Genomic DNA, 26,372 nt, shown 5'->3' with positions numbered 1-26,372 from the left:
TCTCCGGCGCCTGCCCCGCTTGCTTCTTACATAACGACTTCGATCAGATGCGGCCCCTTGGCGCGCAGCGCGGACTTCATCACCTCGGCCAGCCGCTCGGCACTCTCGACCCGCGTCGCATCGACGCCAAGGCCGCGCGCCAGATTGACCCAGCCAATATCGGGATCGGCGAGGCTGAGCATGTTCAGCGCCTTCGGCCCCGGATTGTTGGCGCCGACATTGGCCAGCTCGCCGCGCAGGATGTTGTAGCTGCGGTTGGAGAAGATCAGCGTCAGCACGTCCAGCTTCTCGCGCGCCTGCGTCCACAGGCCCTGTACTGTGTACATGGCGCTGCCATCGGCCTGCAGCGAGACCACCTTGCGGTCCGGGCAGGCGACCGCCGCGCCCGTTGCCATCGGGATACCGACGCCAATCGCGCCGCCCGACAGCTGCAGCCAGTCCATCGGGCCCGACGCATGGGTCGAGGGGAAGAAGCGCCGGCCAGTGGTGACACCCTCATCACAGACGATGGCATTTTCCGGCAGCAGCGCACCGACCACGGCGCCGATGGTCTCCGGCGTCAGCGCGCCGGTCGGGATGGCAGGCCGCTCGCGCGACGGGATCACCAGCTTCTGCGTGGCGCCGACCGCATCGGCGAGGCGGGCCAGCGCTTCCGGCTGATCTTCCGCCGGGGTGGCGACCATGATGACGTTGCAGCCTTCCGGCGCAATGAGGCTGGGCTTGTCCGGATAGGCGAAGAAGGCGACCGGATTGCGCGAGCCGATCAGGATCAGATGTTTCACCTCGGCCAGCACGGCGACCGCCTGATCGACCGGATAGGGCAGCCGCTCGATGGCGACACGGCCCTGGCCGCGCTCCATGCGGGCGTTGCTGGTCTCGGCCAGCAGGCCGGCGCCGGTCTTCTCGGCAATGCGGGCGGCCAGTTCCAGCCCCTCAGCGCGGACCGCCTTGTCGCCCAGCAGGATCATCACCTTCTCGCCGGACTTCAGCGCCTTGGCGGCGGCCTGGATGGCGGCCTCGTCGGCCTTGGCGCGCTCCGGGATCGCCGGCACCGCGGCAATGCCGGCGCCTTCCTCCCAGGTCGCATCGGCCGGCGCGATCAGGGTGGCGATCTGGCCCGGCGCAGTGCGCGCGGCGGCGATGGCGTCGGCGGCGTCGGCGGCAATGGTGGCGGCGCTGGCGGAGGTCTTCACCCAGTGCGAATAGGGCTTCGCCGTGCCTTCAATATCGGCGGTCAGCGGCGCGTCATACTGCACGTGATAGGTTGCATGCTCACCGACGATGTTGACCATCGGGCTGCGCGCCTTCTTGGCGTTGTGCAGATTGGCGATGCCGTTGCCCAGCCCCGGCCCGAGATGCAGCAGCGTCGAGGCCGGCTTGTCGGCCATGCGGGCATAGCCGTCCGCCGCACCGGTCGCCACGCCCTCGAACAGGCACAGCACGCAACGCACGCCATCGACCCGGTCGAGGGCCGCGACGAAGTGCATTTCCGAGGTGCCGGGATTGGTGAAGCAGACATCGACTCCGCCCGCCTTCAGGGTACGAACCAGACTTTCAGCGCCGTTCATGGTGGTATCTTTCGCGATTATTCGAGGTGGTTGCCATCCGGGGTAGCGCCCCGCCGGACGGCGGTCAAGTTGCAAACTTCATTGACATTCTGTCGTGCCCTACTCAGCTCCGGCGAAGACGTTCCGCCAGGGCGATGCCGCCCAGCACAAAGGCCAGCGCCAACGCATGATAGAGCTGGAAGCGCTCGCCCAGGATCAGCACCGCCAGCAAGGCGGAGAAGATCGGCACCAGATTGACAAACACGCCGGCCCGCCCCGGCCCCACCAGCTCCACGCTGCGCAGGAAGAAGATCTGCGCCAGGAAGGACGGGAACAGCGCAATAAAGGACAGCACCGCCCAGCCGGTCAGGCTCGGCCACTGGAAGCGGCCCATCGCCGCCTCGATGCCGACCAGCGGCAGCGAGGTCAGCAGCGCCGCGACCGCCATCACCGAGAACATGGCAAGCCCCGACACTGCCGGACGCTTGCGCAGCGCCACCGTGTAGCCGGCATAGAGCAGGCAGGCCAGCACCATCAGCAAATCGCCATTGTTGAAGGCAAGTTCGGCCAGCCGGGCAATATCGCCCTGCGCCGCGATGATGGCGACGCCCAGCATGGTCACCGCCACGCCGGCGAATTGCAGGCCGGTGACCGGGGTGCGATAGGCCGCATAGGCGCCCATCAGCACGAAGACCGGGATCGAGCCCTGGATGATGCCGATATTGATCGCCACGGTGAAATGGGCGGCGATGTAGAACAGCGCGTTGAAGCCGGTGAAGCCCAGCGCGCCCAGCGCGAACAGGTAGGGCAGGTGCCGGCGCAGCACCGGCCATTCCGCGATCAGCCGGTGGCGGGCGAACAGCGCGATCAGCACTACCACGCCGGTCCAGCGCAGCATGGTCAGCGCCATCGGCGATACCTCGCCGACCGCCAGCCGACCGGCCACGGCATTGCCGCCCCAGGACAGGGTGGTCAGCACCAGCAGCAGATAGGCATTGCCGAACAGCCAGCCGACCGGGCCACCGGCGGATCCTGTTGTCTCCGGCGGCGTGGAAGCCTTGTCCACTTGTTGTTTCTCCGCGCCTGTTGGCGATTATCTCCCCGCCCTCTTTATCGCCCCCGCCGCCGCTTGTCACGCCGTGCGGGCGCAGGCTAGGCTCCCTTGCGGCGCAATGCTGCCCGCCTCCCACCGCGCGAGACATGAACCCATGCCCCAGCCTGCCCCCGCCGCCCTTGGCGATCCGCTGTACGAGGTGGATACTCCGGCCCTGATCCTCGACCTCGACGCGTTTGAGGCCAATCTGCAGCTTCTGGCCACCGCCGCGCAGGCCGCCGGGGTGCGGCTACGCCCGCACGCCAAGACCCATAAATGCGCGGAGATTGCCAAGCGCCAGATGGCGCTGGGCGCCATCGGCATCTGCTGCCAGAAGGTCTCCGAGGCCGAGGCGATGGTGAGTGCCGGCATCGACAATGTTCTGGTCAGCAACGAGGTGGTGGGCAAAGCGAAGCTGGACCGGCTGGCCGCCCTGCGCAAGCGCGCCTGGGTCGGGGTCTGTGCCGACGATGCCGGCAATGTCGATGATCTGGATGCGGCGGCGGCGCGCGCCGGGGTGCGGCTGCCGGTGCTGGTGGAGATCGATGTTGGGGCCGGGCGCTGCGGTACCGCCCCCGGCGCGCCGGCGGTGGCGCTGGCCCGGCATATCGCGTCCAAGGAGAATCTGGAATTCGCCGGGCTGCAGGCCTATCAGGGCAAGGCCCAGCATATCCGCGACATTGGCGAGCGCCGCGCCGCCATCGACAAGGCGGTGGCGATGGTGCGCGAGACGGTGGACGGGCTGAAGGCGGCCGGCCTCGACTGCCTGATCGTCGGCGGCGCCGGCACCGGCACCTTCGAGATGGAGGCGGCGTCCGGCGTCTATAACGAGCTGCAGGCGGGCTCCTACGTCTTCATGGACGCGGATTATGCCCGCAACCTGAAGGAGGGCGGGCAGTTCGTGGACACCTTCCGGCACGCGCTGTTCATCCATACCACGGTGATGAGCCACCCGGCGGCGGAGCGCGCCTATCTGGATGCCGGGCTGAAGGCCTTCAGCGTCGATTCCGGCCTGCCCACGGTCCATGAACTGGAGGGGGTGGAGCTGGTGCGCGCCTCCGACGAGCATGGCGCGCTGGCGCTGTCCAACCCCGGCAACCGCCCGAAGCTGGGCGACAAGCTGCGGCTGATCCCCGGCCATTGCGACCCGACGGTGAACCTCTATGACTGGATCGTCGGCATCCGCAACGGCCGCGTCGAGGCGCTGTGGGAGGTCACCGCGCGCGGCGCGCTGGCATAACAAAACCCTCTCCCCTTGCGGGAGAGGGCTGCGAAGGCTTACGAGCGAAGCGAGTTAGGCGAAGCTGGGTGAGGGGTAAGGCCAATGACAGCGCCGCCCCCTCACCCGGTTCGCTATCGCTCACCACCCTCTCCCGCCAGGGGAGAGGGTGACACGAGCGTCCTACGCCGCGACGGCGTCCAGGCCCGGCGCATCCACCAGCACAACCTGGGTATCTTCCAGCGCCTTGATCTCGACGCTGTCCAGATCGCTGATGGCGACGCCATCGCGGGACTCGGCGCGGGTGCCGTTTACCTCGATCTTCCCATCGGTCGAGACGAGATAGAGGTAGCGCCCCTTGCCCAACGTATAGGTCGTGCTGTCGCCGGCCTTGAAGCTGCCGCCCAGCACAGCCGCATCCTGGTTGATCGGCAGCGCGTCCTTGTCACCCGTCCGGCCGCTGGCCAGCACGGTCAGCCTGCCATTCTGCTCCTTCGGGAAGGTGCGGGCCTCCCAGTAAGGCTCGGCATGGCGCTTGTTGGGCATGATCCAGATCTGGAAGATCTGGGTGTCGTCCGGCTCCTGATTATATTCGGAGTGGACGATGCCCTTGCCGGCGCTCATCACCTGCACGTCACCCGCCTCGGTGCGACCAACATTGCCCAGCCGGTCGGTATGGGTGATCGCCCCTTTGCGGACATAGGTGACGATCTCCATGTCCCGGTGGCCGTGCGGGTCGAACCCGGTGAAGGGCGAGATGGTGTCGTCGTTCCAGACACGCAGCGCGCCCCAGCCCATGCGGGACATGTCGTGGTAATTGGCGAAGCTGAAATGATGCTTGGCCTTCAGCCAGCCATACTCGGCACCGCCTAGGGTGGAAAACGGACGAACGTCAATCATGACAGTCACTCCTTGCCTCGCCTGCACCGGCATTGTTGGCCCGGGCAGGCCGTAAAAACGTTACTTCACAAGCTTCGCGGCGATCCCCGCGACATGAGCGCCCTGCTTGCGGGCGATGGTCAGCTCGACCTCGCTGGGCTGACGGCTGCCGTCAGGCCCGGCCACGGTGCCGGCGCCATAGGCAGAGCCGCCGCGGAATTCGCTGATATCGGTCAGCTCCTCGATCGAGTAGGGCGCGCCGACGACGACCATGCCGTGATGCATCAGCGTCGGAATGAAGCCCAGGATGGTGCTCTCATTGCCGCTGCCGGTACCGGTCGAGGTGAACACGCTGCCCACCTTGCCGACCAGCGCCCCCTTCATCCACAGGCCGCCGGTCTGGTCCATGAAGTTGCGCATCTGCGAGGCGACCGTGCCGAAGCGCGTCGGCGCGCCGAAGATGATCGCGTCGTAGTCGCCCAGCTCGTCCGGCTTGGCGACCGGAGCGTCCTGGTCCAGCTTCATGCCGGACTTCTTCGCCACATCCTCCGGCACCAGCTCGGGCACGCGCTTCACCGTGACCTCAGCACCGGCGCCCTTGGCGCCTTCAGCGACGGCCTTCGCCATCGTCTCGATATGGCCGTAGGAGGAATAATAGAGAACCAGAACCTTCGCCATGTACCTGCTCCTTCGCATCTGTTGTGGCCGCCTGACGGCCGGACCGATCTGATGGCCAGGATATAGCGCGGAAGGACTGTCGCTTAAATCCGGCTCATGGCACAATACTGTTTCCAGACAGAAACGATGTGGCCGATATGCAGGATCTGAACGCGATGCTGGTCTTCGCCCGGGTGGTGGAGGAAGGCGGGTTCTCGGCGGCGGCGGAGAAGCTGACCCTGTCCAAATCCGCCGTCTCCAAGCAGGTGGCGAAGCTGGAGGACCAGCTGGGCGTGCGGCTGCTGAACCGCACCACACGCCGCATCAGCCTGACCGAGGCGGGCGAGCTGTTCTTCGTCCGCGCGCAGGAGGTGGTGGCGGCAGCCGAAGCGGCGGAACAGGCGGCGACCAGCCTGCAGGACGCGCCGCGCGGCACGTTGCGGCTGAACGCGCCGGTCAGCTTCGGGCGGCAGCATCTGGCGCCGGCGCTGCCGGACTTCCTGTATGTCAACCCGGACGTCACCATCGACATGACGCTGACCGACCGCTTCGTCGATCTGGTGAAGGAAGGCTATGACATGGCGATCCGCATCGGCGCGCTGCCGGATTCGACGCTGATCCAGCGCCGGCTGGCCGACGCCCGCATGCTGACCGTCGCCTCGCCCGACTATCTGACGCGGCGCGGTGTCCCGCAGACGCCGCTCGACCTGCAGCGCCATGACTGCCTGTGCTACGCCTATCAGGCGACCGGCGACGAATGGCGTTTCTCCGGCCCGGAAGGCATCATCCGGGTACGCGTGGCCGGCCAATTGCGGGCGAACAATGGCGATGTGCTGATGGAGGCCGCCATTGCCGGCCTCGGCGTGATCGTGCTGCCCAGCTTCCTGGCGGGCGACGCGGTGCGCGGCGGTCAGCTGACGCCGATCCTGCGCGACTACAAGCTCTCCGAAGGGGCGATCCACGCGGTCTATCCGCATGCCCGCCACGTCTCCGCCAAGGTCCGCGCCTTCACCGATTTCCTCGCCAAGCGCTTCGGCGGCAAGCCCTATTGGGACCGGGATTTGTAGGAGCGTATCTGCCGTTCCTCCCCCTACGTCATGGCCAGTTTCCCTCCTTTCAACTCCGCCCGTCACCCCCGCACTTGTTGCGGGGGTCCAGGCTTCCGCTTTCTGGATGTCTGCCCGAGTAGGCTGAACCCTGGATTCCCGGGACAAGCCCGGGAATGACGGTTGGAGAAACGGCACCGCCATGTGATCCTATTCTCTTGTACCGCCCCCGCTTCCGCTTGCCTTTCGGCGCTTCCGGGCATAGTGTCGCCCCGATTTCGCACCCCCATTTCGCACTCACGGCCGCAAGGGGCGACAGCGCCATGAAATCCGCCATCATTCTCTTCCCCGGCACCAACCGCGAGCAGGACATGCGCGCGGCGCTCCGCCAGTCTTCCGGCGTCGATCCCTACCTCATCTTCCACCGCGAGACGGAAGTGCCCGAGGTCGATCTGATCGTCATTCCCGGCGGTTTCGCCCATGGCGATTACCTGCGCTGCGGTGCGATGGCCGCGCGCTCCCCGGTGATGCGCGACGTGGTCGCCAAGGCCAAGCGCGGCGTGCCGGTGCTTGGCGTGTGCAACGGCTTCCAGGTGCTGACCGAGACCGGGCTGCTGCCGGGCGCCCTGATGCGCAACGCCGACCTGAAATTCGTGTGCCGCAATGTCGATCTGCGCGTCGAGAGCAGCCAGTCGCTGTTCACCAGCGGTCTTGCTGAGGGCCAGGTGATGAACGTGCCGGTCGCCCATCATGACGGCAATTACTTCGCCGACGAGGCGACGCTGGACCGGCTGGAAGGCGAGGGCCGCGTGGCCTTCCGCTATTGCGCGCCGGACGGCGCGGTGGACGGGCGCGGCAACCCGAACGGTTCGGCCCGCAACATCGCCGGCATCTTCAACGAGACCAAGAATGTGCTGGGCATGATGCCGCATCCCGAGGATTCGGTTGAGCCGATCCAGGGCGGCACCGACGGGCGCGGCCTGTTCGACGGCATCGTGCGCGCCCTCTCCTGATCCCTTAAATCCCAGCAGTACGGAAAGCGTCCAGGCATGACCGCAACCGAGGCCAGCCGGCGGAATGTCGCCATCACCCCCGAGATCGTCGCCGAACACGGGCTGACGGCGGAGGAATATGACCGCGTCCTGAAGATCATGGGCCGCGAGCCGACGATCACCGAGCTTGGCATCTTCTCGGTGATGTGGAGCGAGCATTGCTCCTACAAATCCTCGCGCATCTGGCTGAAGACGCTGCCGATCAAGGGGCCGCGCGTCATCCAGGGGCCGGGCGAGAATGCCGGCGTGGTCGATATCGGCGACGGGCAGGCGGCGATCTTCAAGATCGAGAGCCACAACCACCCCTCCTTCATCGAGCCCTATCAGGGGGCGGCGACCGGTGTCGGCGGCATCCTGCGCGACGTGTTCACCATGGGCGCGCGCCCCATCGCCAACATGAACGCGCTGCGCTTCGGCGAGCCCAGCCACCCGAAGACAAGGCATCTGGTGTCCGGCGTGGTGTCGGGCATCGGCGGCTACGGCAATTGCGTCGGCGTGCCGACGGTGGGCGGCGAGACCAATTTCGACCCGTCCTACAATGGCAACATCCTGGTCAACGCCATGACGGTAGGCGTGGCCCGCACCGACCGTATTTTTTATTCCAAGGCGGCGGGTGTCGGTAATCCGGTGGTCTATGTCGGCGCCAAGACCGGGCGCGACGGCATTCACGGCGCCACCATGGCGTCGGCCGAATTCACCGATGACAGCGAGGAGAAGCGCCCGACCGTGCAGGTGGGCGACCCGTTCACCGAGAAGCTGCTGATCGAGGCCTGCCTGGAGCTGATGGCCGAGGACGCCATCGTCGCCATCCAGGACATGGGCGCGGCCGGCCTCACCTCCTCCTCCGTCGAGATGGCCTCCAAGGGCGAGCTTGGCATCGAGCTGGAAATCGACCGCGTGCCGATGCGCGAGACCGGCATGACGCCCTATGAGGTGATGCTGTCGGAAAGCCAGGAGCGCATGCTGATCGTCCTGAAGCCGGAGGCGGAAGCCAAGGCCAAGGCGATCTTCGACAAGTGGGAGCTGGATTTCGCCGTCATCGGCCGGCTGACCGACAGCGGCAATCTGGTGCTGAAGATGCACGGCGAGACCTATGCCGACATCCCGGTCGCCCCGCTGGTCGCCGAAGCCCCGGAATATGACCGCCCATGGGTTCCGACCGAAAAGCCGGCAACCATCGCCGCCGCTGACCTGAAGCACGACATCGGCGTGCTGGACGCGCTGAAGGAGCTGGTCGGCGGGCCGCATCTCTCCAGCCGGCGCTGGATCTGGGAGCAGTACGACCATCTGGTCATGGGCAACACCATCCAGCGGCCGGGCGGCGATTCCGCCGTCGTGCGCCTTGAGGGCAGCAGCAAGGGCATCGCGATCACCACCGACTGCACGCCGCGCTATTGCTACAGCCATCCGGAGACGGGCGGCGCGCAGGCGGTGGCCGAGAGCTGGCGTAACCTCACCGCCGTGGGGGCGGAGCCGATTGCCGTCACCAACAATCTGAATTTCGGCAACCCGCAGCGCCCGGAAATCATGGGCCAGCTGGTCGGATGCATCAAAGGCATGGGCGAGGCCTGCCGCGCGCTCGACTTCCCGGTCGTTTCCGGCAATGTGTCGCTGTACAACGAGACCAACGGCAAGGGCATCCTGCCGACCCCGGTGATCGGCGGCGTCGGCCTGCTGCCGGATGTGGCCCAGCAGGCCACGCTGGCGCTGCGCAAGGCGGGCGAGACGCTGGTGCTGATCGGCGATCACTCCGGCTGGCTGGGATCGTCGCTCTATCTGCAGGAGATCGAGAAGCGCCGCGAGGGCGCGCCGCCGCCGGTCGATCTGGCCGCCGAGCGCCGCACCGGCGATTTCGTGCGGGCGCAGATCCGCGCCGGCAGCCTCAGCACCGTGCATGATCTCTCCGATGGCGGGCTGCTGGTCACTGTCTCGGAGATGGCGATGGCAGGCGGCACCGGTGCCGCGCTTGAGACCAATCTGACTGGCAAGGACCTGACCGCCTGGTGCTTCGGCGAGGATCAGGGCTGCTATGTCGTCGCAACATCCGATCCGGCCAGCGTGCTGGCGGCGGCGGAAAAGGCCGGCGTCCCGGCGAAACGTATCGGTACGACCGGCGGGGCCGAATTGACAGTGGCCGGCGCCGGTGCCATATCGGTGGAAGCGCTGCGCCGGGCCCATGAGGACTGGTTCCCGTCCTACATGGATCAGGCGGCGGCAGGGAACGCGTAAGCTTACCGGCGACGACAGCCAGCGACGACAGCCAGCGACGACAGGGAGACAGGCAGATGCCGATGGATTTGGGCGAACTTGAGCGCATGATCAAGCAGGCGCTGCCCGATGCCACGGTGACGATCGAGGATCTGCGCGGCGATGGCGACCATTACGCCGCGCATGTCGTCTCTTCATCCTTCGCCGGGAAGAGCCGTGTGCAGCAGCACCAGATGGTCTATCAGGCGCTGCAGGGGCGAATGGGCAACGAGCTGCATGCGCTGGCGCTGCAGACCTCGGTGCCGGAAGCCTGACAAGGCAAGCCTAACCGGGAACCACAGCCAGCCGCCGGCTTTGCTGGCGCAACGCACCAGACGCCGGCCGTGCCGGTGCAAGCAAAGGAATTGGAACCATGGACGCTTCGGTTCGCGACCGCATTCAGGGCGAGATCGACAGTAACGACATCGTGCTGTTCATGAAGGGCACGCCGACCTTCCCGCAGTGCGGCTTCTCCGCCGTCGTCGTGCAGGTGCTGAATCACCTGGAAGTCGACTACAAGGGCATCAACGTGCTGGAAGACCCCTCGATCCGCGATGGCATCAAGGAATTCTCCAACTGGCCGACCATTCCGCAGCTCTATGTGAAGGGCGAGTTCGTCGGCGGCTGCGACATCGTGCGCGAGATGTACGAGACCGGCGAGCTGACCGACCTGATGGCCACCCGCGGGATCGCCGTCGCGGCGGAATAACCGCTTCGCACCTTCACCGGATACTGAAAAGGCCGCCTGAAAGGGCGGCCTTTTCCTTTTCTTCCCTCTCCCCTTGCGGGAGAGGGTTGCGCAGGCTTGTGAGCAAAGCGAGCTAGCCGAAGCTGGGTGAGGGGGAACCGCACAGACCGAGCCGCCCCCTCACCCGGACGCTTCTCGTCCCCCCTCTCCCGCAAGGGGAGAGGGTTTAGGGACAGGCGTCTCGAAGCATAAGGCGGCTTAAAGAAAATTCCCCCCAAACGAGAACGGCCCGGCATGATGCCGAGCCGCGTCGTAGTCGGGATGTCCCGTACCGGTTAGCGCGAGTAGAACTCGACCACCTGGTTCGGTTCCATCGACACCGGGTAGGGCACATCGGCCAGCTTCGGGATGCGGGTGAAGGTACCCTTCATCGCGCTGTGATCGACATCCAGATAGTCCGGCACGTCGCGCTCGCCCGACGAGCTGCCTTCCAGCACCAGCGGCAGCTGGCGGGACTTTTCCTTCACCTCGATCACATCGCCCTCGCGGACCATGTAAGAGGGGATGTTCACGCGCTTGCCGTTGACCTTGATGTGGCCGTGGTTCACGAACTGGCGCGCCGCGAACACGGTCGGCACGAACTTCATGCGGTAGATCACGGCATCCAGGCGGCGCTCCAGCAGGCCGATCAGGTTCTCACCGGTGTCGCCCTTCAGGCGCACAGCCTCCTCATAGAGGCGGCGGAACTGGCGCTCGCCGATATTGCCGTAATAGCCCTTCAGCTTCTGCTTCGCCATCAACTGCACGCCGTAGTCGGTCGGCTTGCGGCGGCGCTGGCCATGCTGGCCCGGGCGGTAGTCGCGCTTGTTCAGCGGGCTCTTCGGCCGGCCCCAGAGGTTCACACTGAGGCGGCGGTCAATTTTATACTTGGATTCCTGACGCTTCGACATTCTCTAAACCTTGCTCCGTTTATACGGATGATGATGTCCCGGTAGGTCCTGCGGTCCGTTTCCGGACCCGGACGGGAATGGGCGTGCGTTTTCGCCCATTCCGCTTTCCCGGGAATGAAGGCGCGCAGTATAGGGATCGGCGCGCCCGAGTCAAACCAAGAGTCGCTAAGGCTGTTAGCCCGCCTTGCGGCTACGCCAGGGGCGACCGCCGCCCTTGCCGGAGCGCTCGCCAGAGCGCTCACCAGCCCCCTCGCTCTTGCCAGCATGGGAGGGGCGATTGCCGTTACCGGCCTGCGGCGGGCGCTTCATGAAGGACATGCCGGCCATCGAGTCATCGCCCTGGCTCCGGCGGCCCTCAGTACGGTCTTCGCGCTGACCGCCAGCATGGCCTTCGCCCTGACCACCAGCATGACGGGGACGCTGCGGCTTCTGGCCGTGACCATGATTGGGACGGCCACCCTCGGGACGCCCCTCGGAACGTCCATGCGGACGGCCCTGATGCGGACGACCCTGCGGGCGCCCCTGATTCGGACGGGGGCCACGCTCGCGGCGCGGCTCTTCGGCCGTCGCGACCGTGCCTTCCGGAAGGGCACGCTGCAGCTCCGGCACCTTCTGGCGGGTCAGCTTCTCGATGTCACGCAGATAGGCCCGCTCCTCCCGGTCGCAGAAGGAGATCGCCATGCCGTCCGCCCCGGCACGCGCGGTGCGGCCAATACGGTGGACATAGCTTTCCGCGATGTTCGGAAGATCATAGTTGATGACATGGGTGACGCCATCGACATCGATGCCGCGCGCGGCGATGTCGGTCGCGATCAGTACCTTGCAGGCGCCGTCACGGAAGGCCAGCAGCGCGCGTTCACGCTGGGACTGCGACTTGTTGCCGTGGATCGCGGCGGACACGATACCGGCCCCTTCCAGATAGCGCACGACCTTGTCGGCGCCATGCTTGGTGCGGGTGAAGACCAGCGTGCGGCCAAAGCCCATCTGGGCATCGGACAGCAGGTCGGCCAGCAGCGCGCGCTTCAGCCCGGTCGGCACGAAGATCACCTGCTGCGACACGCGCTCCGCCGTGGAGGCGACGGGTGTCACCGCGACCTTTGCCGGATCGTGCAGCAGTTCGCCGGCCAGCGTCTCGATCTCGCGCGGCATGGTGGCCGAGAAGAACAGGTTCTGGCGCTTCGCCGGCAGCGTCTTCACGATGCGGCGGATCGGCTGGATGAAGCCCATGTCGAGCATCTGGTCGGCCTCATCGAGCACAAAGATCTCGACCTGGTCGAGGCGCACGACGCGGTTCTGCAGATGGTCGATCAGCCGGCCCGGCGTGGCGACGACGATATCGACGCCGCGCTGCAGCGCCTTGGCCTGCGGCCCGGCGGACACGCCGCCGAACACAGTGGCGACGGACAGGTTCAGGAACTTGCCATAGACCCGGAAGCTCTCGGCGATCTGGCTGGCCAGTTCGCGCGTCGGGCTCAGGATCAGCACGCGGCAGGAACCGCGCGGCGTCTTGATGTGGTTGCCCTCTTCCGTCAGCCGGTTGAGGATCGGCAGCGCGAAGGCCGCCGTCTTGCCGGTGCCGGTCTGCGCGATACCCATGAGGTCGCGGCCGGTCAGCACCGGGGGAATGGCCTGCGCCTGGATCGGCGTGGGCGTCTCGTAGCCTTCGGCGGTGACCGCCTTCAGAATCGGGGCGGACAGGCCGAGGTCAGTAAATTTCGTCAAAATGGAAAACTTTCGCTCAAGGCCCGCAAACAGCGGCCGGCCGACTCGCTGTCGGCCTTGCGTCATACCATCGCGGGCATTTCAGGGACGCCCCGCGTGGCCTGGGCGATCAAATGAAATCAGCGGCGCGCGACAGTACCGGTTGCCTGGATAAGGCAGCGTTCACGCGGTCGGCGCGCCAAGGGCCGTTTCATGCGGCAGTGCACAAATGCGCCCTTGGCGGCCTAATGTCAAGGAAATCAACCAGAAATGTAATTTACCGGCTGAAGCGATGGTTGCTGTTTTCTCTTTCTTGTCATTGCCGGGCTTGACCCGGCAATCCAGGGGCCACGATCTGAGGCGATGCAGGCAGGGCACCGCCCCTGGCCCCCCGGATCAAGTCCGGGGGTGACAGAAGGGGATATTTGCAGCGGCGTGCAGCCTTACCGGGACAGCACGACCGGCACGGTCATGTGGTCGAGGATGGTGCGGGTGCTGCCACCCAGCACATATTCCCGCAGGCGCGAATGGCCGTAGGCGCCGATGACGATCAGCCGGGCATCGCGGTCCGCCGCCAGGTTCAGCAGCACGTCGCCGGGGTCCAGCTCGGTCGAGGGCTCATGCTGCAGCGTGACCTTCAAATCGTGGCGGGCGAGATATTCCGCCGCCTCCTCGCCGCTGACCACCGCGTCGCCGCCGACCGTGACCAGCGTCACCTTGCCGGCCAGCCGCAGCATCGGCAGTGCGTCATGCAATGCGCGCGCCGCCTCGCGCCCGCCATTCCAGCCGACCAGCGCCTCGCCGCCGGCAATCGGCTTCGCACCGATATTCGGAACCATCAGGATCGGCGTGGAGGCGTTCATCACCAGGTCGCCGGCCAGCATCGCCACATCGTCGGGCACGTTATCGTCCACCGGCTGGCCGATGACGATCAGGTCGGCGCAGCGCGCCGCCTCGGCCACCGCCATCGCCATCGGCGCGGCATAGACCCGCCAGTCGCTGCGGGCCGTCCAGTCGGCCAGCTTCACCTGATGCTGGAACGCCTCGCGCAGCTTGCCCAGCCGCTCATCCTCGGCGCTGTCCAGCTGCTCCAGCACCGTGTCGGGGATCGCCCCCATGGAATAGACCGGCACGGCAATCGGGCGCTTCACGCCGACACCGACCAGATGGGCGTCCAGCCGTTCGGCAAGGTCGAGGGCGGTACCGACAACGCGTGCGGCCTCATCGGCTTCGGTGATGGTGACGACGATGGTCTTGATGGACATGATCGCTTTCCTCCTGGTGGTGGCGTCCTTACGGAAGCCCTCCTTGCGGGTGGCGCCAGAGCCTGAAACATCAGTGTGAGACGTCAGTCTGGGGCGTCATGATGCGGAGGACATCATACGCCCCTTTCTGTGACATTGATGTGCATCAAGAAGGACGCAGCCTTTCCCGCAGGGCAAGATCACGCGCCTGCGGCAGCATCCGGCAGGTGCTGGTCGAACTGCAGCGTCGCCAGCCGGGCATAGAGCCCGCCCTGGCGCATCAGCTCGGCATGGCTGCCGGTCGCTGCAATGCGGCCCTGATCCAGCACCACAATGCGGTCCGCCTTCAGCACGGTGGCCAGCCGGTGCGCGATGATCAGCGTGGTGCGCCCGGCCATCAGCCGGTCCAGCGCCGACTGCACCAGCCGCTCGCTTTCGGAATCCAGCGCGCTGGTCGCCTCATCCAGCAGCAGCACGGCGGGATCGCGCAGGATCGCCCGCGCGATGGCGAGGCGCTGGCGCTGGCCGCCGGACAGGCGCACGCCCTTTTCGCCGAGGAAGGTGTTGAACCCTTCGGGCAGCCGATCCAGGAACTCGGCTGCCGCTGCGGCCTCGGCAGCGGCGCGTACTGCGTCATCGCTGGCGCCGGGCCGGCCATAGCGGATGTTCTCGAAGGCATTGGCGGAGAAGATCACCGGCTCCTGCGGCACCAGGCCGAGGCGGCTGCGCAGCGCCCTGGGATCGGCCTGCCGCACATCGACGCTATCCAGCCGGATTGTCCCGGACTCCGGATCGTAGAAGCGCAGCAGAAGCTGGAACACGGTGGTCTTGCCCGCCCCGGAGGGGCCGACCAGCGCCACCTTCTCGCCCGGCTGGACGGTCAGCGAAAACTCCTCCAGCGCCGCCCGGTCGGGACGTGCCGGGTAATGGAAGCGCACGCGGTCGAACTCGATGCCGCCGCGCGGCGGTTCCGGCAGGGCGACCGGCAGCGACGGTACTGCGACCGGCGACGGCGCGGCCAGCAGCTCCATCAGCCGTTCGGTCGCCCCCGCCGCGCGCTGCAGATCGCCGATCACCTCGGAGATCGCACCGACCGCGCCGGCCACCACCACGGCGTAGAACACGAAGGCCGACAATTCACCGCCGCTGATCGTGCCGTCGATGACGCTGCGCCCGCCCAGCCACAGGATGGCGGCGACGGCGCTGAACACCAGCATGATGACGGTGGCGGTCAGCATGGCGCGCGCCGCAATCCGGCGCACCGAGGTGGCGAAGGCACGCTCCACCTCACCGGCGAAATTCGCACGGTCCTCGCCCTCATGGGTGAAGGACTGCACGGTGCGGATCGCGTTCAGGCTCTCCTCGATATAGGCGCCGACATCGGCCAGCCGGTCCTGGCTGTCGCGCGACAGCCGGCGCACCTTGCGGCCATAGATCAGGATCGGCGCGACCACCAGCGGCACAACCAGAAAGACCAGGCCGGTCAGCACCGGGCTGGTGATAACCAGCATCACCGTGCCGCCGACGAACAGCAGCGTGTTGCGCAGCGCGATGGAGGCCGAGGAGCCGACCACCACCTGCACCAGCGTGGTGTCGCTGGTCAGGCGGGACAGCACTTCGCCGGTGCGCGTCGTCTCGAAGAAGCCGGGGCTCAGGCTCAGCACATGGTCGAACACCGCCTTGCGGATATCGGCCACCACGCGCTCGCCGATCCAGGACACCAGGTAGAAGCGCACATAGCTGGCGACCGCAAGCACCAGCACCACGCCGAACAGCACGATGACCGCCTGGTCCAGCAGCGCCGGATTGCCGGCCCCGAACGCGCCATCCACCAGGTAGCGCAGCCCCATGCCAAGTCCCAGCACGGTGGAGGCGGCGATGACCAGCGCCGTCAACGCGCCGGCGATCTGCCCCTTGTAAGGGGCGAGGAAGCGCAGCAGATGGTGCAGCGGCCCCAGCCGCTTGCCGCCTTCCGGCATAGTCCTGTCGGCCCGTTCACTCATCGACATTCGGCACTGCCCTTTTGTCTCTATATTTCCCTTGCCGTACAGCAATTTTCCGGCCATTTCCAGCAGCGCCGCCGCGGCCTCGCGTCACGGCCGGAAATCGCGGTGCGGATGGGGCTTGCCTCGCCGCACCGGCTTCTGTATATACGGCGGCTCGCATATTTGGCCCCTTACTCCCGACCGGCGGACTTGGCTATGAAGCAGGAAATCCATCCCGACTATCACGAGATCACGGTCGTGATGACCGACGGCAGCACCTACAAGACTCGCTCCACCTGGGGCAAGGAAGGCGACACGCTGCGCCTCGAGATCGACCCGAAGTCGCACCCGGCCTGGACCGGCCAGCATCGTCTGCTGGACAGCGGCGGTCAGGTCGCGAAGTTCAACAAGCGCTTCGCCAATCTCGGCATCGGCTGAGCAGCGCTGCAAACACCTGCGGATCAGGCGCCGGTCTTTCCGGCGCCTTTTTCGTTGCGCGCATTTCCATAAAATAGTTACGGGGAATAATTGTGCGGGATCAGTTGGCGTCCAGCATGCGGTCCAGCCGCTCGATGCGCTGATAGACGCTGAGGCTGCGGTCCATCAGCCGACGCAGTTCCGGCGGCATGTCGAGCGCTTCGGAATGCCGCTCGGCCAGGCACACCTCCTGGCCGCCAAGCCGATAGCGTTCCTCGCTGGCCTCGGCCGAGGTCAGCTCGCCATGATGCACCGCCTTCTGCACCATCAGCCAGGCCATTGCCTGGGTCAGGCGCGAGGTCATGCGCATGGTCTCGCAGCTGAGCTGCGCCTCATCGACCCGCGCGGCCATGAAGCGCACCCGCTCGATATCCAGCCCCCTATCCTGCCTTGGGCCGGAAGGCGCCATAAAGTCACCGCGCGCCGGCTGGCGGCGCAACCGCGCCTTCTGGGATGCCTGCAGGTAATCGCGCGTTTCGACGATCAGGTCGAAAAGCTCGCTATAGGTCCGCTCCAGAAGCAGCGTCGTCTGTTGCATCGCGCCCATATTCGCGACCTGGCCCACCTGTAATTGCCACCGGAAATCATTCCGCCTGTGAAACAGTATGGCGGCAAAATCGAACTATTCCAAGCCCCTAGGCGCGCATATTCCAAAAAGCTTCATTAACCATTCTAGCCGTTGAAAAGGCCGGATGCCTGCGGACAGCGGCCCCTGCGGCTGGGTTTCTCCACCCTCTTGAAGCCGCTTTCCGGCTTCCCATATCTGGAACGTGGATCGCCACTGATGGGGTCCACGGACGATTACCGGTCAGACCCATGGGGTGGGCCGTACACAGAACATGTTGCTTCAGGAGGACATGACAATGCGCAGTTTCGATCTTTCCCCGCTTTTCCGTTCGACCGTCGGCTTCGACCGCATGATGCGGCTGCTCGATGAGAGCATGCGCAACAGCGTCCAGCAGGCGCCGAGCTATCCGCCCTACAACATCGAGAAGCTGGAAGAAAACCAGTACCGCATCACCATGGCGGTTGCCGGCTTCGCCGAGGGCGACCTCGATGTGACGGTGCAGAACAACACGCTGGTGATCAGCGGCCGCAGCGAGCAGAACGAGGAGGAGAACGCCCAGGAAGGCCGTTTCCTCTATCGTGGGATTGCCCGCCGCGCCTTCGAGCGCCGCTTCGAGCTGGCCGAGACCGTGAAGGTTTCCGGTGCCCGCATGGAGAATGGTCTGCTGCATGTCGATCTGGTGCGCGAGGTGCCTGAGGCTGCCAAGCCGCGCAAGATCGAGATCGCCGGTTCGACTGCCAGCACCAGCAAAGTCATCGAAGGCAAGAAGGCCGCGTAACCGGCCTCTCCCTGATAGTTCCCGTTTTCCCTGACGGGCGCGGCCGCATCCAGAAATGGATGCGGCCGTTTCTGTCTCTCTCCTCTCCTCTCGCGGGAGAGGGGCGCGTAGGCTTATGAGCGAAGCGAATTAGCCGGAGCTGGGTGAGGGGGAATTGCTTTCCGGCCATGTCCTTCGAGACGCGCGCCCCGAGACCTCGGGGGCGCGCTCCTCAGGACGAGGTCATTGTTGGAATAACGGCGGTGCCTCCTGGTGACCTCATGCTGAGGAGCCGGCTGCAAGCCGGCGTCTCGAAGCATAGGGCGGCGCGATGAACCGCCCCCTCACCCGGCTCGCTGACGCTCGCCACCCTCTCCCGCGAGGGGAGAGGGTTGTTATGAATGTGCTAATGTTTCTGCATGTCCAGCGGCAGGGCGCGGCACTTAAGGCGGACTATGACGGAGGCTGAAAAAAGTCTCTGGAAAGTGTTGCGCGATCGGCAGCTCAGCGGCTGTAAATTCCGGCGGCAGCAGCCGATTGGTCCGTACATTGTCGATTTCGTAGCCTTCGCACAGAAGCTGATTGTGGAACTCGATGGTGGGCAGCACGCTCTGAATGTGCAGCATGACGTGACTCGGACCAGATATCTCTCTGATTGCGGTTTCCGGGTACTTCGCTTCTGGAACCAGGAGGCGCTCTCTAATCCGCAAGGTGTTCTACAACGCATCCAACAAACCCTCTCCCCCGGGCGGGAGAGGGTGCCGCCGTCAGGCGGCGGGTGAGGGGGATTGGCAAGGCGTTGATGCATGGTCCTGGAATGGTAGGAGCCATGCACCGCCCGCGCTTGGCAGTGCGGCGGGCTTCGTGCTTTGCTGGCGGCAAGGAAGATCAATTAAATCCAAAAAGGCAGGCCGATGAGCATTCTTGAGAAGATTTCCGCCTATCACGACGAGCTGACCGCGATCCGCCGCGACATCCACATGCATCCCGAGCTGGGTTTCGAGGAGGAACGCACCAGTGACATCGTCGCCGAGAAGCTGAAGGGCTGGGGCTGCGAGGTGGCACGCGGCATCGGCAAGACCGGCGTGGTCGGCACGCTGCGCGTCGGCAATGCGCACAAATCCATCGGCCTGCGCGCCGACATGGACTGCCTGCCGATGCAGGAAATGAACGGCCTGCCGCATGCCTCCAAGTTCGACGGCAAGATGCATGGCTGTGGCCATGACGGCCACACCACCATGCTGCTGGGGGCGGCGCGCTATCTGGCCTCGACGAAGAATTTCGACGGCACGGTGCATTTCATCTTCCAGCCGGCCGAGGAAGGGCTCGGCGGCGCCGACGCCATGCTGGCCGACGGGCTGTTCAGCAAGTTCCCCTGCGACGCCATCTTCGGCATGCACAACCGGCCGAGCCTGGAGCCGGGCAAGTTCGCCATCCGCACCGGCCCGATGATGGCCGGCGGGTCGTCCTGGGACATCCATATCAAGGGTAAGGGCGCGCATGGTGCGCGGCCCGAATCCGGCATCGATCCGGTGGTTGTCGCCTCCTACATCGCCACCGCGCTGCAGACCATCGTGTCGCGCAACGTCCGTCCGCAGGACACGGCAGTGCTGTCGATCACGCAGATTCATGCCGGCGATGCCTACAACGTCATTCCGGAGACGGCGGTGATGCGCGGCACGGCGCGCTGCTTCACCAAGGAGAACATGAAGCTGATCGAGGACAATATGCGCCGCATCGCGGAATCGGTTGCCGCCGGTTTCGGGGCGACGGCGACGCTGGATTTTCGCGGCAAGTTCCCGCCGCTGGTGAACCATCCGGAGGAAACCGACCTCTATGCCGATTGTGCGGCGATGCTGGTCGGCGAGGAGAATGTGGAGCGCAACGGCAATATGGTCATGGGGTCGGAGGATTTTGCCTCCATGCTGCTGGAGCGGCCGGGTGCCTATATGCTGATCGGCGGCGGCAATAACGGCGTCGGCGAGACCTCCTGCGAGGTGCATAATCCGGGCTACGACTTCAACGACAAGATCCTGCCGCTGGGCGCTGCCCTCTACGCCCAGACGGTGGAGCGCTTCCTGCGGAAGGAAGGTGTTTGATCACCAGTCGCACTTGAGCCGAAAAGGCTGTTGGCATATTATGCCAACAGCCTTTTTATTGGAGGTGTGGCCATGCCAACCCGCAATGTCGTACTGACCGACCATCAGGCTGATCTGGTCGAGCGGCTGGTGGAAAGCGGTCGCTATCAGAATGCCAGCGAGGTTTTGCGCGACGGCTTGCGGCTGATCGAGGCGCGAGATATGGAAAATGCCGCGCGGCTGGAGGCGTTGAAGAACGCGGCGCAAGTTGGCATTGATGACATCGACGCGGGACGTTTCCGGAGTTTCGATGACGTTTCCGCGTTGAATGACAGGCTAACGGCAATCGCGGATAGAGTGCTGGGACGTTCGCCTTCCGGAAGCCGGTGACGTGCCTCCCGAGCGCTGGACGGTTCGTCTTGCCGCTGCCGCAGAAGCTGATTTCGCAGCCATCCTGGAGTGGACGCTGGAGCGTTTCGGAACAGGTCAGGCAGCCGGCTACGAAACAGTTCTGAGGGAGGCCGTTAAGGCGCTAGGCGATGGCCCGGCAATCCCGGGCGTGAGCAGGCGCGAGGATATCGGGCCGGGTCTTTGCGTCCTGCATGTTGCCCGGAACGGGAATCGAGGACGGCATTTCCTACTGTTCCGGGTCGCTGATGCGCAAACACTCGATATCCTGCGCATATTGCATGACAGTATGGAGCTGCCGCGCCACCTTTAGCCGCCGCGGCGGCAGGCGATCAGCAGGAAGGGCGGGCGGTCGCGTTCGGCCGCCCAGTCCGGTCGTTCCGCGATCTGCGCCGTGTCCGGCCCCCATTCGTCGATCCAGCCAAGCGTGAAGCCGGCCTGCGTGAGCAGCGACAGATAGGTCGCCACGGTGCGGTGCTGCTTCACCACGCCGGGCGCCAGCCAGTCGGTGACGCGCGGGCCCTCATCGAGATAGCCGTCCAGCGGCCAGGTCCGCTTGCCGTCCTTGTCCGCTACCCAGCCGGGGCGGGAGGGGGCGGTGAACAGCGGATGTTCGACCGAGAAGACGAAGCGCCCGCCCGGCGCCAGCCCGGCATGGATGCGGGCGAACAGCCCGGCCAGATCTCGGATGTAATGAAAGGCGAGCGAGCTGTAGGCGAGGTCGATGGAGCCCGGCGCGATGGTAAAGCTTTCCAGATCGGCGCGTTCATAAGTGACGGCAGGATCGGCGGTTTCCGCGCGGGCGCGTTCCAGCATGCGCTCCGACACATCGACGCCATGGACGCTGGCCGCCCCCTGTTCCCGCGCCCAGCGGCAGAACCAGCCGAAGCCGCAGCCGAGGTCGAGCACGCGCAGCCCCTTCAGCTCGGGCAACTGCGCGCGCAACGATGGCCATTCCGGCGCCGCCGCCAGCCCGTGCACGGAGCGCGGGAGCTGGCTGTAGCCCTCGAAGAAGCCGGAATCGTCGTAGATATTCTGGGTCATGAGCCCGCCTTTACGGCCGCGTCGCGAAGGCGAGGTAGTTCACGCCGAGATCGCGGCCCAGCGAGAAACGGTCGGCCAGCGGGCTGTATTCGATGCCGGTCAGGTCGGCAAGCTCCAGCCCCTGCCGGCGCAGCGCGGCGGCCAGCTCTGACGGGCGGATGAACTTCTTCCAGTTATGCGTGCCGCGCGGCAGCCAGCGCAGCACATACTCCGCGCCGACAATGGCGGTCAGGTAGGATTTCGGCGTGCGGTTCAGCGTGGACAGCGCCAGCGCCCCGCCGGGCCGGGTCAGGTCGCGGCAGGCGGCCAGGAAGGCATCGACATCGGCGACATGCTCCAGCACCTCCATCGAGATGACGGCGTCGAAAGACTCGCCCGCCTCGACCAGCGATTCGGCGGTGGCAGCGCGATAATCGATTTTCAGCCCGACCGAGGCGGCATGCGCTTTGGCGGCGGCGATGCCCTCCTCGGCGGCGTCGATGCCGGTCACGGTCGCGCCCATCCGGGTCATCGGCTCGCACAGCAGCCCGCCGCCGCAGCCGACATCGACGAGGCGCAGGCCGTTGAGCGGCTTCGGCGCTTCCGGGTCGCGGCCGAAATGGGCGCACAGCCTGTCGCGGATATAGCGCAGCCTCACCGGGTTCAGCCGGTGCAGCGGACGGAACGCGCCTTCCTCGTCCCACCAGGCATCCGCGATGGCGGCGAACTGCGCGATTTCCCTGGCATCGACCGTGCTGCCCATGGCGGTTGCCTTTCATTGAAAAAGGTAAGCCTGACTGTCCCGGCAGCCTTGCTCCGGCACAACCCACAGAGTATGTATTGGCCCGGCTTGCGCCCGGCAACCGCTTTCGGGGGTTGCATCGGCGCGGGGACTTGGCCGAAGGGGCTGTTATGGCGCGTATCGTGATGAAATTCGGCGGCACGTCCGTCGCCGACATGACCCGCATCAAGGCGGTGGCGGAGCGCGTGAAGCGCGAGGTCGATGCCGGCAACGAGGTGGCGGTGGTGGTTTCCGCCATGTCGGGCGAGACCAACAAGCTGGTGGCCTATGCCCGTGAGGCGGCGCCGATGCATGACGCGCGCGAATATGACGCTGTCGTCGCCTCGGGCGAGCAGGTGACCGCGGGCCTTACCGCGCTGGCGCTGCAGGCGATCGGCGTGAATGCGCGCTCCTGGCTCGGCTGGCAGATTCCGCTGCGCACCGATGGCGTGCATGGCAAGGCGCGTATTCTGGGGATCGATACCGACGATCTCATCAAGCGCATGAAGGACGGCCAGTTTCCGGTCGTCGCCGGGTTTCAGGGGCTGGGGCCGGATAACCGCATCACCACACTGGGACGCGGCGGGTCCGACACTTCCGCCGTGGCGCTGGCCGCCGCGCTGAATGCCGACCGCTGCGACATCTTCACCGATGTGGACGGGGTCTATACCACCGACCCGCGCATCGTGACGAAGGCGCGCAAGCTGGATAAGATCACCTATGAGGAGATGCTGGAAATGGCCTCCCTCGGGGCGAAGGTGCTGCAGACCCGCTCGGTCGAGCTGGCAATGAATCACGGGGTGCGGGTGCAGGTGCTGTCCAGCTTCGTGGACGCCCCCGGTACCCTGGTAGTCGATGAGGGAGAGATCGTGGAACAGCAAGTCGTCAGCGGCATCGCCTATTCCAAGGACGAGGCGAAGATCACCCTGGTGAAGGTCGCCGACCGGCCGGGCATCGCGGCGGGCATCTTCGGGCCGCTGGCCGATGCGGCGATCAATGTCGATATGATCGTCCAGAACGTCTCCGAGGACGGCAAGTCCACCGACCTTACCTTCACCGTCACCAAGGCGGATCTCGACCGCACCGTGCAGGTGCTGGAGTCGCGCAAGGCTGAGCTGGCCTACAAGGCGATCACGCCGGACCCGAATGTCGTGAAGATCTCGGTCATCGGTGTGGGCATGCGCAGCCATGCCGGCGTTGCCCAGACCATGTTCAAGACGCTGGCCGACCGCGGCATCAACATCCAGGTCATCTCCACCTCGGAGATCAAGATCAGCGTGCTGATCAACGAGGAATATACGGAGCTGGCGCTGCGCGCGCTGCACACCGCCTACGGGCTGGACGCCGCCTGACCATGATCCATGCCGCCGCCATCGCGATGACCGGGACTGCCAATCGGCAGACCCGTCGTCGTGCCGGCGGCGCCATGATGTGGTGCGGCCCGCGACACCTCCTCAAGCCGGGCCGGCTCGGGATCCTTCGCTGATGTCACCTGCAAGCGTACGTCCCCAGCCGCGTCAGATGTTGAAGCGGCTGCGCGATGTCATGGCCGGGCCTGGCAGTGCGCAGGAACGCCTGGAACAGGTCGTGACGGTCATTGCCGCCGACATGGTGGCCGAGGTGTGCTCGGTCTATATCCGGCGCGCCGGCGAGCTGCTGGAACTGTTCGCGACCGAGGGGCTGAATCCCGAGGCGGTGCACCGCACGCGGCTGCGCATCGGCGAGGGCCTTGTCGGCGATATCGCGGCGCATGCCCGCCCGCTGGCGCTGGCTGACGCGCAGGCCCATCCGCAGTTCGCCTACCGGCCGGAAACCGGCGAAGAGGTGTTTGCCTCGCTGATGGGCGTGCCGATCCTGCGCTCCGGCAAGGTGCTGGGCGTGCTCGCCGTGCAGAACCGCACGCGCCGGCAATATACCGAGGAAGAGACCGAGCATCTGGAAACCATCGCCATGGTGCTGGCGGAGCTGGTTGCCACCGGTGAGCTGATCAAGCCGGCGGAGATGCTCTCGACCGAAGGCAACGCCATGCTGCCCTCGCGCCTGGAGGGGGTGAAGATCAATGGCGGGCTGGCCATCGGCCAGGCGGTCCTGCATCAACGCCAGGTCGTCATCCGCCGCGTGGTGGCCGAGGATGCTGAGGAGGAGCTGGTGCGCTTCCGCACCGCGCTGGCCGGCATGCAGTCGGCTATCGACCGGATGATCGATGCGGTGGACAGCGACGTGGCGGCGGGCGAACACCGCGACATTCTCGAATCCTACCGCATGTTCGCCGAGGATCGCGGCTGGATCGGCCGCATCGCCGAGGCGATCCGCACCGGCCTCACTGCCGAGGCGGCGGTGCAGAAGGTGCAGAACGACACCCGCGCGCGCATGTCGCAGATCACCGATCCGTATCTGCGCGAACGGCTGCTGGACCTCGACGATCTCGCCATGCGGCTGCTCCAGCATCTGTCGGGCGATGTCGATCTGCTGGTCGATCTGCCGCCCACCGATGTGGTGCTGATCGCCCGCTCGATGGGGCCGGCGGAGCTGCTGGACTATGACCGCACAAGCCTGCGGGCGCTGGTGCTGGAGGAGGGCTCGATCACCTCGCACGTCGCGATCGTCGCCCGCGCGCTGGACATTCCGGTGGTTGGCCGCGTCTCGGGCATCGTCACCCGGGTTGAGGCAGGCGACCAGATCGTTGTCGATGGCGATAACGGCCTCGTCATGGTGCGGCCCGGCGAGGATGTTCTGGAGCATTTCGCGGCGGCGATGGGTGCGCGCCAGCAGCAGATGCAGAGCTATGCCGCGCTGCGCGACCTGCCGGCCCGCACGAAGGATGGCGTCGATATCGCGATGCTGCTGAATGCCGGCATGCTGGCCGACCTCACCCATGTCGAGGAGGCCGGGGCGGCGGGCATCGGCCTCTACCGCACTGAAATCCCGTTCATGATCCGCTCGGCCTATCCTGACCTGAAGAGCCAGGTGGAGATTTATTCCCGCGCGCTGGAACGGGCCGGCGGCAGGCCGGTGGTGTTCCGCACGCTGGATGTCGGCGGCGACAAGCGGCTGCCCTATTTCAGCTATGACGATGACGAGAACCCGGCGATGGGCTGGCGCGCCATGCGCATCTCCATCGACCGGCCGGCGATGCTGCGCCAGCAGCTGCGCGCGATGATCCGCGCGGCTGCGGGGCGCCCGCTATCGGTGATGTTCCCGATGGTGGCCGAGGTCGCGGAGATCGATGTGGCGCGCGCTGTCCTGGATATGGAAATCGCGCGGGAGGAAGCGGCGGGACGACCGCTGCCGCAGCCCCTGTCGGTCGGCGTGATGATCGAGGTGCCGTCGCTGTTCTGGCAGCTCGACCAGATTTTGCAGCGAGTGGATTTCCTGTCGGTCGGCAGCAACGACCTGCTGCAGTTCTTCTTCGCCAGCGACCGTGGCAGTCCGCTGCTGGCCGACCGCTATGACTGCCTGTCGCCGGCCATGCTGTGCTTCCTGCGCGGGATCGTGGAGAAGGCTGACGCTGCCGGCAAGCCGATCACCGTGTGCGGCGAGATGGCCGGCCGACCGCTGGACGCGATGGCGCTGCTGGCGCTGGGCTTCCGCCGCCTGTCGATGAACCCGGCGGGCATTGGCCCGGTGAAGAGCATGGTGCGCAGCCTGAATCTGGCGCAGGCCCAGGATTACATCCTGACGCTGCTGCATCAGCCCGATCATTCCCTGCGCCGTAAACTCCGTTCATTCGCAAAAGATTATGGAGTTGTTTTGTAGGATTTTCTAAAGGCGCGTAGCGTTTGCTAATAATTAATCTCTGGTGTATGCTCCAGAATATTGATTTTGTTTGATTCTCGTTACGGCGTACCTTGCGTCGAAGACTGAACGGCCAGAAGCTTCGCTTGCCTGTGGGGGGCAGCGGTATTTTGTTGTGGCGGCTGGCCGTCCGCGCCGTGCATAGGAGCCGGCGCCGCTGGCGGTGACACGTCAGGC

Annotated in this window: 26 protein-coding genes; 14 read left to right on the top strand and 12 right to left on the bottom strand. The window is 65.8% G+C overall.

Annotation, left to right across the window (positions count from 1 at the left end):
• Positions 1 to 26: 26 nt before the first annotated feature.
• Entirely contained in the window at positions 27 to 1,568 is a 1,542-nt protein-coding gene (locus tag MK313_RS05820; RefSeq protein ID WP_008944512.1) for an acetolactate synthase large subunit, read from the bottom strand.
• Between the two features lie 103 nt (positions 1,569 to 1,671).
• A complete protein-coding gene (locus MK313_RS05815) occupies positions 1,672 to 2,613 on the bottom strand; it encodes a DMT family transporter (protein ID WP_220660246.1) in 942 nt (313 codons plus the stop codon).
• Positions 2,614 to 2,755: 142 nt separating this feature from the next.
• Here MK313_RS05815 and MK313_RS05810 point away from each other — a divergent pair, with 142 nt between their 5' ends.
• Complete coding sequence (locus MK313_RS05810; RefSeq protein ID WP_287780434.1) at positions 2,756 to 3,880, top strand: DSD1 family PLP-dependent enzyme; 1,125 nt, start codon at positions 2,756 to 2,758, stop codon at positions 3,878 to 3,880.
• A 162-nt stretch (positions 3,881 to 4,042) separates the two neighbouring features.
• On the opposite strand, the gene MK313_RS05805 is transcribed toward MK313_RS05810, so the two are convergent.
• Both MK313_RS05805 and wrbA read right to left on the bottom strand, forming a co-directional pair.
• Positions 4,043 to 4,759: a pirin family protein gene (locus tag MK313_RS05805; protein WP_287780433.1), complete on the bottom strand. Its 717-nt coding sequence runs from the start codon at positions 4,757 to 4,759 to the stop codon at positions 4,043 to 4,045.
• 60 nt (positions 4,760 to 4,819) lie between these two features.
• Positions 4,820 to 5,416 (bottom strand): NAD(P)H:quinone oxidoreductase, encoded by a 597-nt coding sequence (wrbA, locus tag MK313_RS05800; protein WP_287780432.1) that lies wholly within the window; start codon positions 5,414 to 5,416, stop codon positions 4,820 to 4,822.
• 137 nt (positions 5,417 to 5,553) lie between these two features.
• Here wrbA and MK313_RS05795 point away from each other — a divergent pair, with 137 nt between their 5' ends.
• The 5 genes from MK313_RS05795 (at position 5,554) to grxD (ending at position 10,449) form a co-directional block, all read left to right on the top strand.
• The gene (locus MK313_RS05795; protein ID WP_287780431.1) at positions 5,554 to 6,462 is read left to right on the top strand and encodes a LysR family transcriptional regulator; all 909 of its coding nucleotides are present in this window, start codon (positions 5,554 to 5,556) and stop codon (positions 6,460 to 6,462) included.
• Between the two features lie 302 nt (positions 6,463 to 6,764).
• Positions 6,765 to 7,454, top strand: a complete 690-nt coding sequence (gene purQ / locus MK313_RS05790; RefSeq protein ID WP_287780430.1) for a phosphoribosylformylglycinamidine synthase subunit PurQ — start codon at positions 6,765 to 6,767, stop codon at positions 7,452 to 7,454.
• A 36-nt stretch (positions 7,455 to 7,490) separates the two neighbouring features.
• Positions 7,491 to 9,722: a phosphoribosylformylglycinamidine synthase subunit PurL gene (purL, locus tag MK313_RS05785; protein ID WP_287780429.1), complete on the top strand. Its 2,232-nt coding sequence runs from the start codon at positions 7,491 to 7,493 to the stop codon at positions 9,720 to 9,722.
• Positions 9,723 to 9,778: 56 nt separating this feature from the next.
• Entirely contained in the window at positions 9,779 to 10,015 is a 237-nt protein-coding gene (locus MK313_RS05780; protein ID WP_008944520.1) for a BolA family protein, read from the top strand.
• Between the two features lie 98 nt (positions 10,016 to 10,113).
• Positions 10,114 to 10,449 carry a Grx4 family monothiol glutaredoxin gene (gene grxD / locus MK313_RS05775; protein ID WP_287780428.1) on the top strand — a complete coding sequence of 112 codons (336 nt, stop codon included), beginning with the start codon at positions 10,114 to 10,116 and terminating at the stop codon, positions 10,447 to 10,449.
• Between the two features lie 314 nt (positions 10,450 to 10,763).
• On the opposite strand, the gene rpsD is transcribed toward grxD, so the two are convergent.
• The 4 genes from rpsD to MK313_RS05755 all read right to left on the bottom strand — a co-directional run bounded on the left by rpsD (position 10,764) and on the right by MK313_RS05755 (position 16,332).
• On the bottom strand, positions 10,764 to 11,378 hold the full coding sequence (gene rpsD / locus MK313_RS05770; RefSeq protein WP_008944522.1) for a 30S ribosomal protein S4: 615 nt from the start codon (positions 11,376 to 11,378) through the stop codon (positions 10,764 to 10,766).
• A gap of 174 nt (positions 11,379 to 11,552) precedes the next feature.
• Positions 11,553 to 13,100 (bottom strand): DEAD/DEAH box helicase, encoded by a 1,548-nt coding sequence (locus tag MK313_RS05765; protein WP_287780427.1) that lies wholly within the window; start codon positions 13,098 to 13,100, stop codon positions 11,553 to 11,555.
• 422 nt (positions 13,101 to 13,522) lie between these two features.
• Positions 13,523 to 14,344: a universal stress protein gene (locus tag MK313_RS05760; protein WP_287780426.1), complete on the bottom strand. Its 822-nt coding sequence runs from the start codon at positions 14,342 to 14,344 to the stop codon at positions 13,523 to 13,525.
• Between the two features lie 179 nt (positions 14,345 to 14,523).
• Positions 14,524 to 16,332 (bottom strand): ABC transporter transmembrane domain-containing protein, encoded by a 1,809-nt coding sequence (locus tag MK313_RS05755; RefSeq protein ID WP_416054109.1) that lies wholly within the window; start codon positions 16,330 to 16,332, stop codon positions 14,524 to 14,526.
• Between the two features lie 192 nt (positions 16,333 to 16,524).
• Here MK313_RS05755 and rpmE point away from each other — a divergent pair, with 192 nt between their 5' ends.
• Positions 16,525 to 16,746 (top strand): 50S ribosomal protein L31, encoded by a 222-nt coding sequence (rpmE, locus tag MK313_RS05750; protein WP_008944526.1) that lies wholly within the window; start codon positions 16,525 to 16,527, stop codon positions 16,744 to 16,746.
• A 100-nt stretch (positions 16,747 to 16,846) separates the two neighbouring features.
• On the opposite strand, the gene MK313_RS05745 is transcribed toward rpmE, so the two are convergent.
• Positions 16,847 to 17,323 (bottom strand): DUF1465 family protein, encoded by a 477-nt coding sequence (locus tag MK313_RS05745; RefSeq protein WP_183077936.1) that lies wholly within the window; start codon positions 17,321 to 17,323, stop codon positions 16,847 to 16,849.
• 325 nt (positions 17,324 to 17,648) lie between these two features.
• On the opposite strand from MK313_RS05745, the gene MK313_RS05740 reads away from it, so the two are divergent.
• The 5 genes from MK313_RS05740 to MK313_RS05720 all read left to right on the top strand — a co-directional run bounded on the left by MK313_RS05740 (position 17,649) and on the right by MK313_RS05720 (position 20,909).
• Entirely contained in the window at positions 17,649 to 18,131 is a 483-nt protein-coding gene (locus MK313_RS05740; protein WP_287780441.1) for an Hsp20 family protein, read from the top strand.
• Between the two features lie 398 nt (positions 18,132 to 18,529).
• On the top strand, positions 18,530 to 18,892 hold the full coding sequence (locus MK313_RS05735; protein WP_322098627.1) for an endonuclease domain-containing protein: 363 nt from the start codon (positions 18,530 to 18,532) through the stop codon (positions 18,890 to 18,892).
• 132 nt (positions 18,893 to 19,024) lie between these two features.
• Complete coding sequence (locus MK313_RS05730; RefSeq protein ID WP_008945474.1) at positions 19,025 to 20,209, top strand: M20 aminoacylase family protein; 1,185 nt, start codon at positions 19,025 to 19,027, stop codon at positions 20,207 to 20,209.
• 72 nt (positions 20,210 to 20,281) lie between these two features.
• Positions 20,282 to 20,578, top strand: coding sequence for a type II toxin-antitoxin system ParD family antitoxin (locus tag MK313_RS05725; protein WP_287780424.1), 297 nt, complete (start codon positions 20,282 to 20,284; stop codon positions 20,576 to 20,578).
• Between the two features lies 1 nt (position 20,579).
• Positions 20,580 to 20,909, top strand: a complete 330-nt coding sequence (locus tag MK313_RS05720; RefSeq protein WP_287780423.1) for a type II toxin-antitoxin system RelE/ParE family toxin — start codon at positions 20,580 to 20,582, stop codon at positions 20,907 to 20,909.
• On the opposite strand, the gene MK313_RS05715 is transcribed toward MK313_RS05720, so the two are convergent.
• Entirely contained in the window at positions 20,906 to 21,640 is a 735-nt protein-coding gene (locus tag MK313_RS05715) for a class I SAM-dependent methyltransferase (protein ID WP_287780422.1), read from the bottom strand. The two genes, MK313_RS05720 and MK313_RS05715, sit on opposite strands and share 4 nt — an antisense overlap.
• Before the next feature lie 10 nt (positions 21,641 to 21,650).
• Complete coding sequence (gene ubiG, locus MK313_RS05710) at positions 21,651 to 22,382, bottom strand: bifunctional 2-polyprenyl-6-hydroxyphenol methylase/3-demethylubiquinol 3-O-methyltransferase UbiG (RefSeq protein ID WP_287780421.1); 732 nt, start codon at positions 22,380 to 22,382, stop codon at positions 21,651 to 21,653.
• Positions 22,383 to 22,531: 149 nt separating this feature from the next.
• Here ubiG and MK313_RS05705 point away from each other — a divergent pair, with 149 nt between their 5' ends.
• Positions 22,532 to 23,752 (top strand): aspartate kinase, encoded by a 1,221-nt coding sequence (locus MK313_RS05705; RefSeq protein ID WP_008945477.1) that lies wholly within the window; start codon positions 22,532 to 22,534, stop codon positions 23,750 to 23,752.
• Here MK313_RS05705 and MK313_RS05700 read toward each other — a convergent pair.
• Positions 23,731 to 23,892 carry a hypothetical protein gene (locus MK313_RS05700; RefSeq protein WP_220660243.1) on the bottom strand — a complete coding sequence of 54 codons (162 nt, stop codon included), beginning with the start codon at positions 23,890 to 23,892 and terminating at the stop codon, positions 23,731 to 23,733. The genes MK313_RS05705 and MK313_RS05700 overlap by 22 nt on opposite strands.
• 29 nt (positions 23,893 to 23,921) lie before the next feature.
• On the opposite strand from MK313_RS05700, the gene ptsP reads away from it, so the two are divergent.
• Complete coding sequence (ptsP, locus tag MK313_RS05695) at positions 23,922 to 26,156, top strand: phosphoenolpyruvate--protein phosphotransferase (protein WP_121219343.1); 2,235 nt, start codon at positions 23,922 to 23,924, stop codon at positions 26,154 to 26,156.
• Positions 26,157 to 26,372: the final 216 nt, after the last annotated feature.

Origin of the sequence: Oceanibaculum sp. (assembly GCF_022449305.1) — a bacterium.
In the GTDB taxonomy this organism is placed as follows: Bacteria; Pseudomonadota; Alphaproteobacteria; order Oceanibaculales; family Oceanibaculaceae; genus Oceanibaculum; species Oceanibaculum indicum.
Note: the sequence above shows the minus strand (reverse complement) of the source record. Positions and strands in the feature narration are given on the sequence as shown.

Coding starts and splice junctions, on each gene's coding strand:
- MK313_RS05820 (WP_008944512.1), bottom strand. CDS start 1,568: ATGAACGGCGCTGAAAGTCTGGTTCGTACCCTGAAGGCGGGCGGAGTC.
- MK313_RS05810 (WP_287780434.1), top strand. CDS start 2,756: ATGCCCCAGCCTGCCCCCGCCGCCCTTGGCGATCCGCTGTACGAGGTG.
- MK313_RS05805 (WP_287780433.1), bottom strand. CDS start 4,759: ATGATTGACGTTCGTCCGTTTTCCACCCTAGGCGGTGCCGAGTATGGC.
- wrbA (WP_287780432.1), bottom strand. CDS start 5,416: ATGGCGAAGGTTCTGGTTCTCTATTATTCCTCCTACGGCCATATCGAG.
- MK313_RS05795 (WP_287780431.1), top strand. CDS start 5,554: ATGCAGGATCTGAACGCGATGCTGGTCTTCGCCCGGGTGGTGGAGGAA.
- purQ (WP_287780430.1), top strand. CDS start 6,765: ATGAAATCCGCCATCATTCTCTTCCCCGGCACCAACCGCGAGCAGGAC.
- purL (WP_287780429.1), top strand. CDS start 7,491: ATGACCGCAACCGAGGCCAGCCGGCGGAATGTCGCCATCACCCCCGAG.
- MK313_RS05780 (WP_008944520.1), top strand. CDS start 9,779: ATGCCGATGGATTTGGGCGAACTTGAGCGCATGATCAAGCAGGCGCTG.
- grxD (WP_287780428.1), top strand. CDS start 10,114: ATGGACGCTTCGGTTCGCGACCGCATTCAGGGCGAGATCGACAGTAAC.
- rpsD (WP_008944522.1), bottom strand. CDS start 11,378: ATGTCGAAGCGTCAGGAATCCAAGTATAAAATTGACCGCCGCCTCAGT.
- MK313_RS05760 (WP_287780426.1), bottom strand. CDS start 14,344: ATGTCCATCAAGACCATCGTCGTCACCATCACCGAAGCCGATGAGGCC.
- MK313_RS05755 (WP_416054109.1), bottom strand. CDS start 16,332: ATGTCGATGAGTGAACGGGCCGACAGGACTATGCCGGAAGGCGGCAAG.
- rpmE (WP_008944526.1), top strand. CDS start 16,525: ATGAAGCAGGAAATCCATCCCGACTATCACGAGATCACGGTCGTGATG.
- MK313_RS05745 (WP_183077936.1), bottom strand. CDS start 17,323: ATGCAACAGACGACGCTGCTTCTGGAGCGGACCTATAGCGAGCTTTTC.
- MK313_RS05740 (WP_287780441.1), top strand. CDS start 17,649: ATGCGCAGTTTCGATCTTTCCCCGCTTTTCCGTTCGACCGTCGGCTTC.
- MK313_RS05735 (WP_322098627.1), top strand. CDS start 18,530: ATGTCCAGCGGCAGGGCGCGGCACTTAAGGCGGACTATGACGGAGGCT.
- MK313_RS05730 (WP_008945474.1), top strand. CDS start 19,025: ATGAGCATTCTTGAGAAGATTTCCGCCTATCACGACGAGCTGACCGCG.
- MK313_RS05725 (WP_287780424.1), top strand. CDS start 20,282: ATGCCAACCCGCAATGTCGTACTGACCGACCATCAGGCTGATCTGGTC.
- MK313_RS05715 (WP_287780422.1), bottom strand. CDS start 21,640: ATGACCCAGAATATCTACGACGATTCCGGCTTCTTCGAGGGCTACAGC.
- ubiG (WP_287780421.1), bottom strand. CDS start 22,382: ATGGGCAGCACGGTCGATGCCAGGGAAATCGCGCAGTTCGCCGCCATC.
- MK313_RS05705 (WP_008945477.1), top strand. CDS start 22,532: ATGGCGCGTATCGTGATGAAATTCGGCGGCACGTCCGTCGCCGACATG.
- ptsP (WP_121219343.1), top strand. CDS start 23,922: ATGTTGAAGCGGCTGCGCGATGTCATGGCCGGGCCTGGCAGTGCGCAG.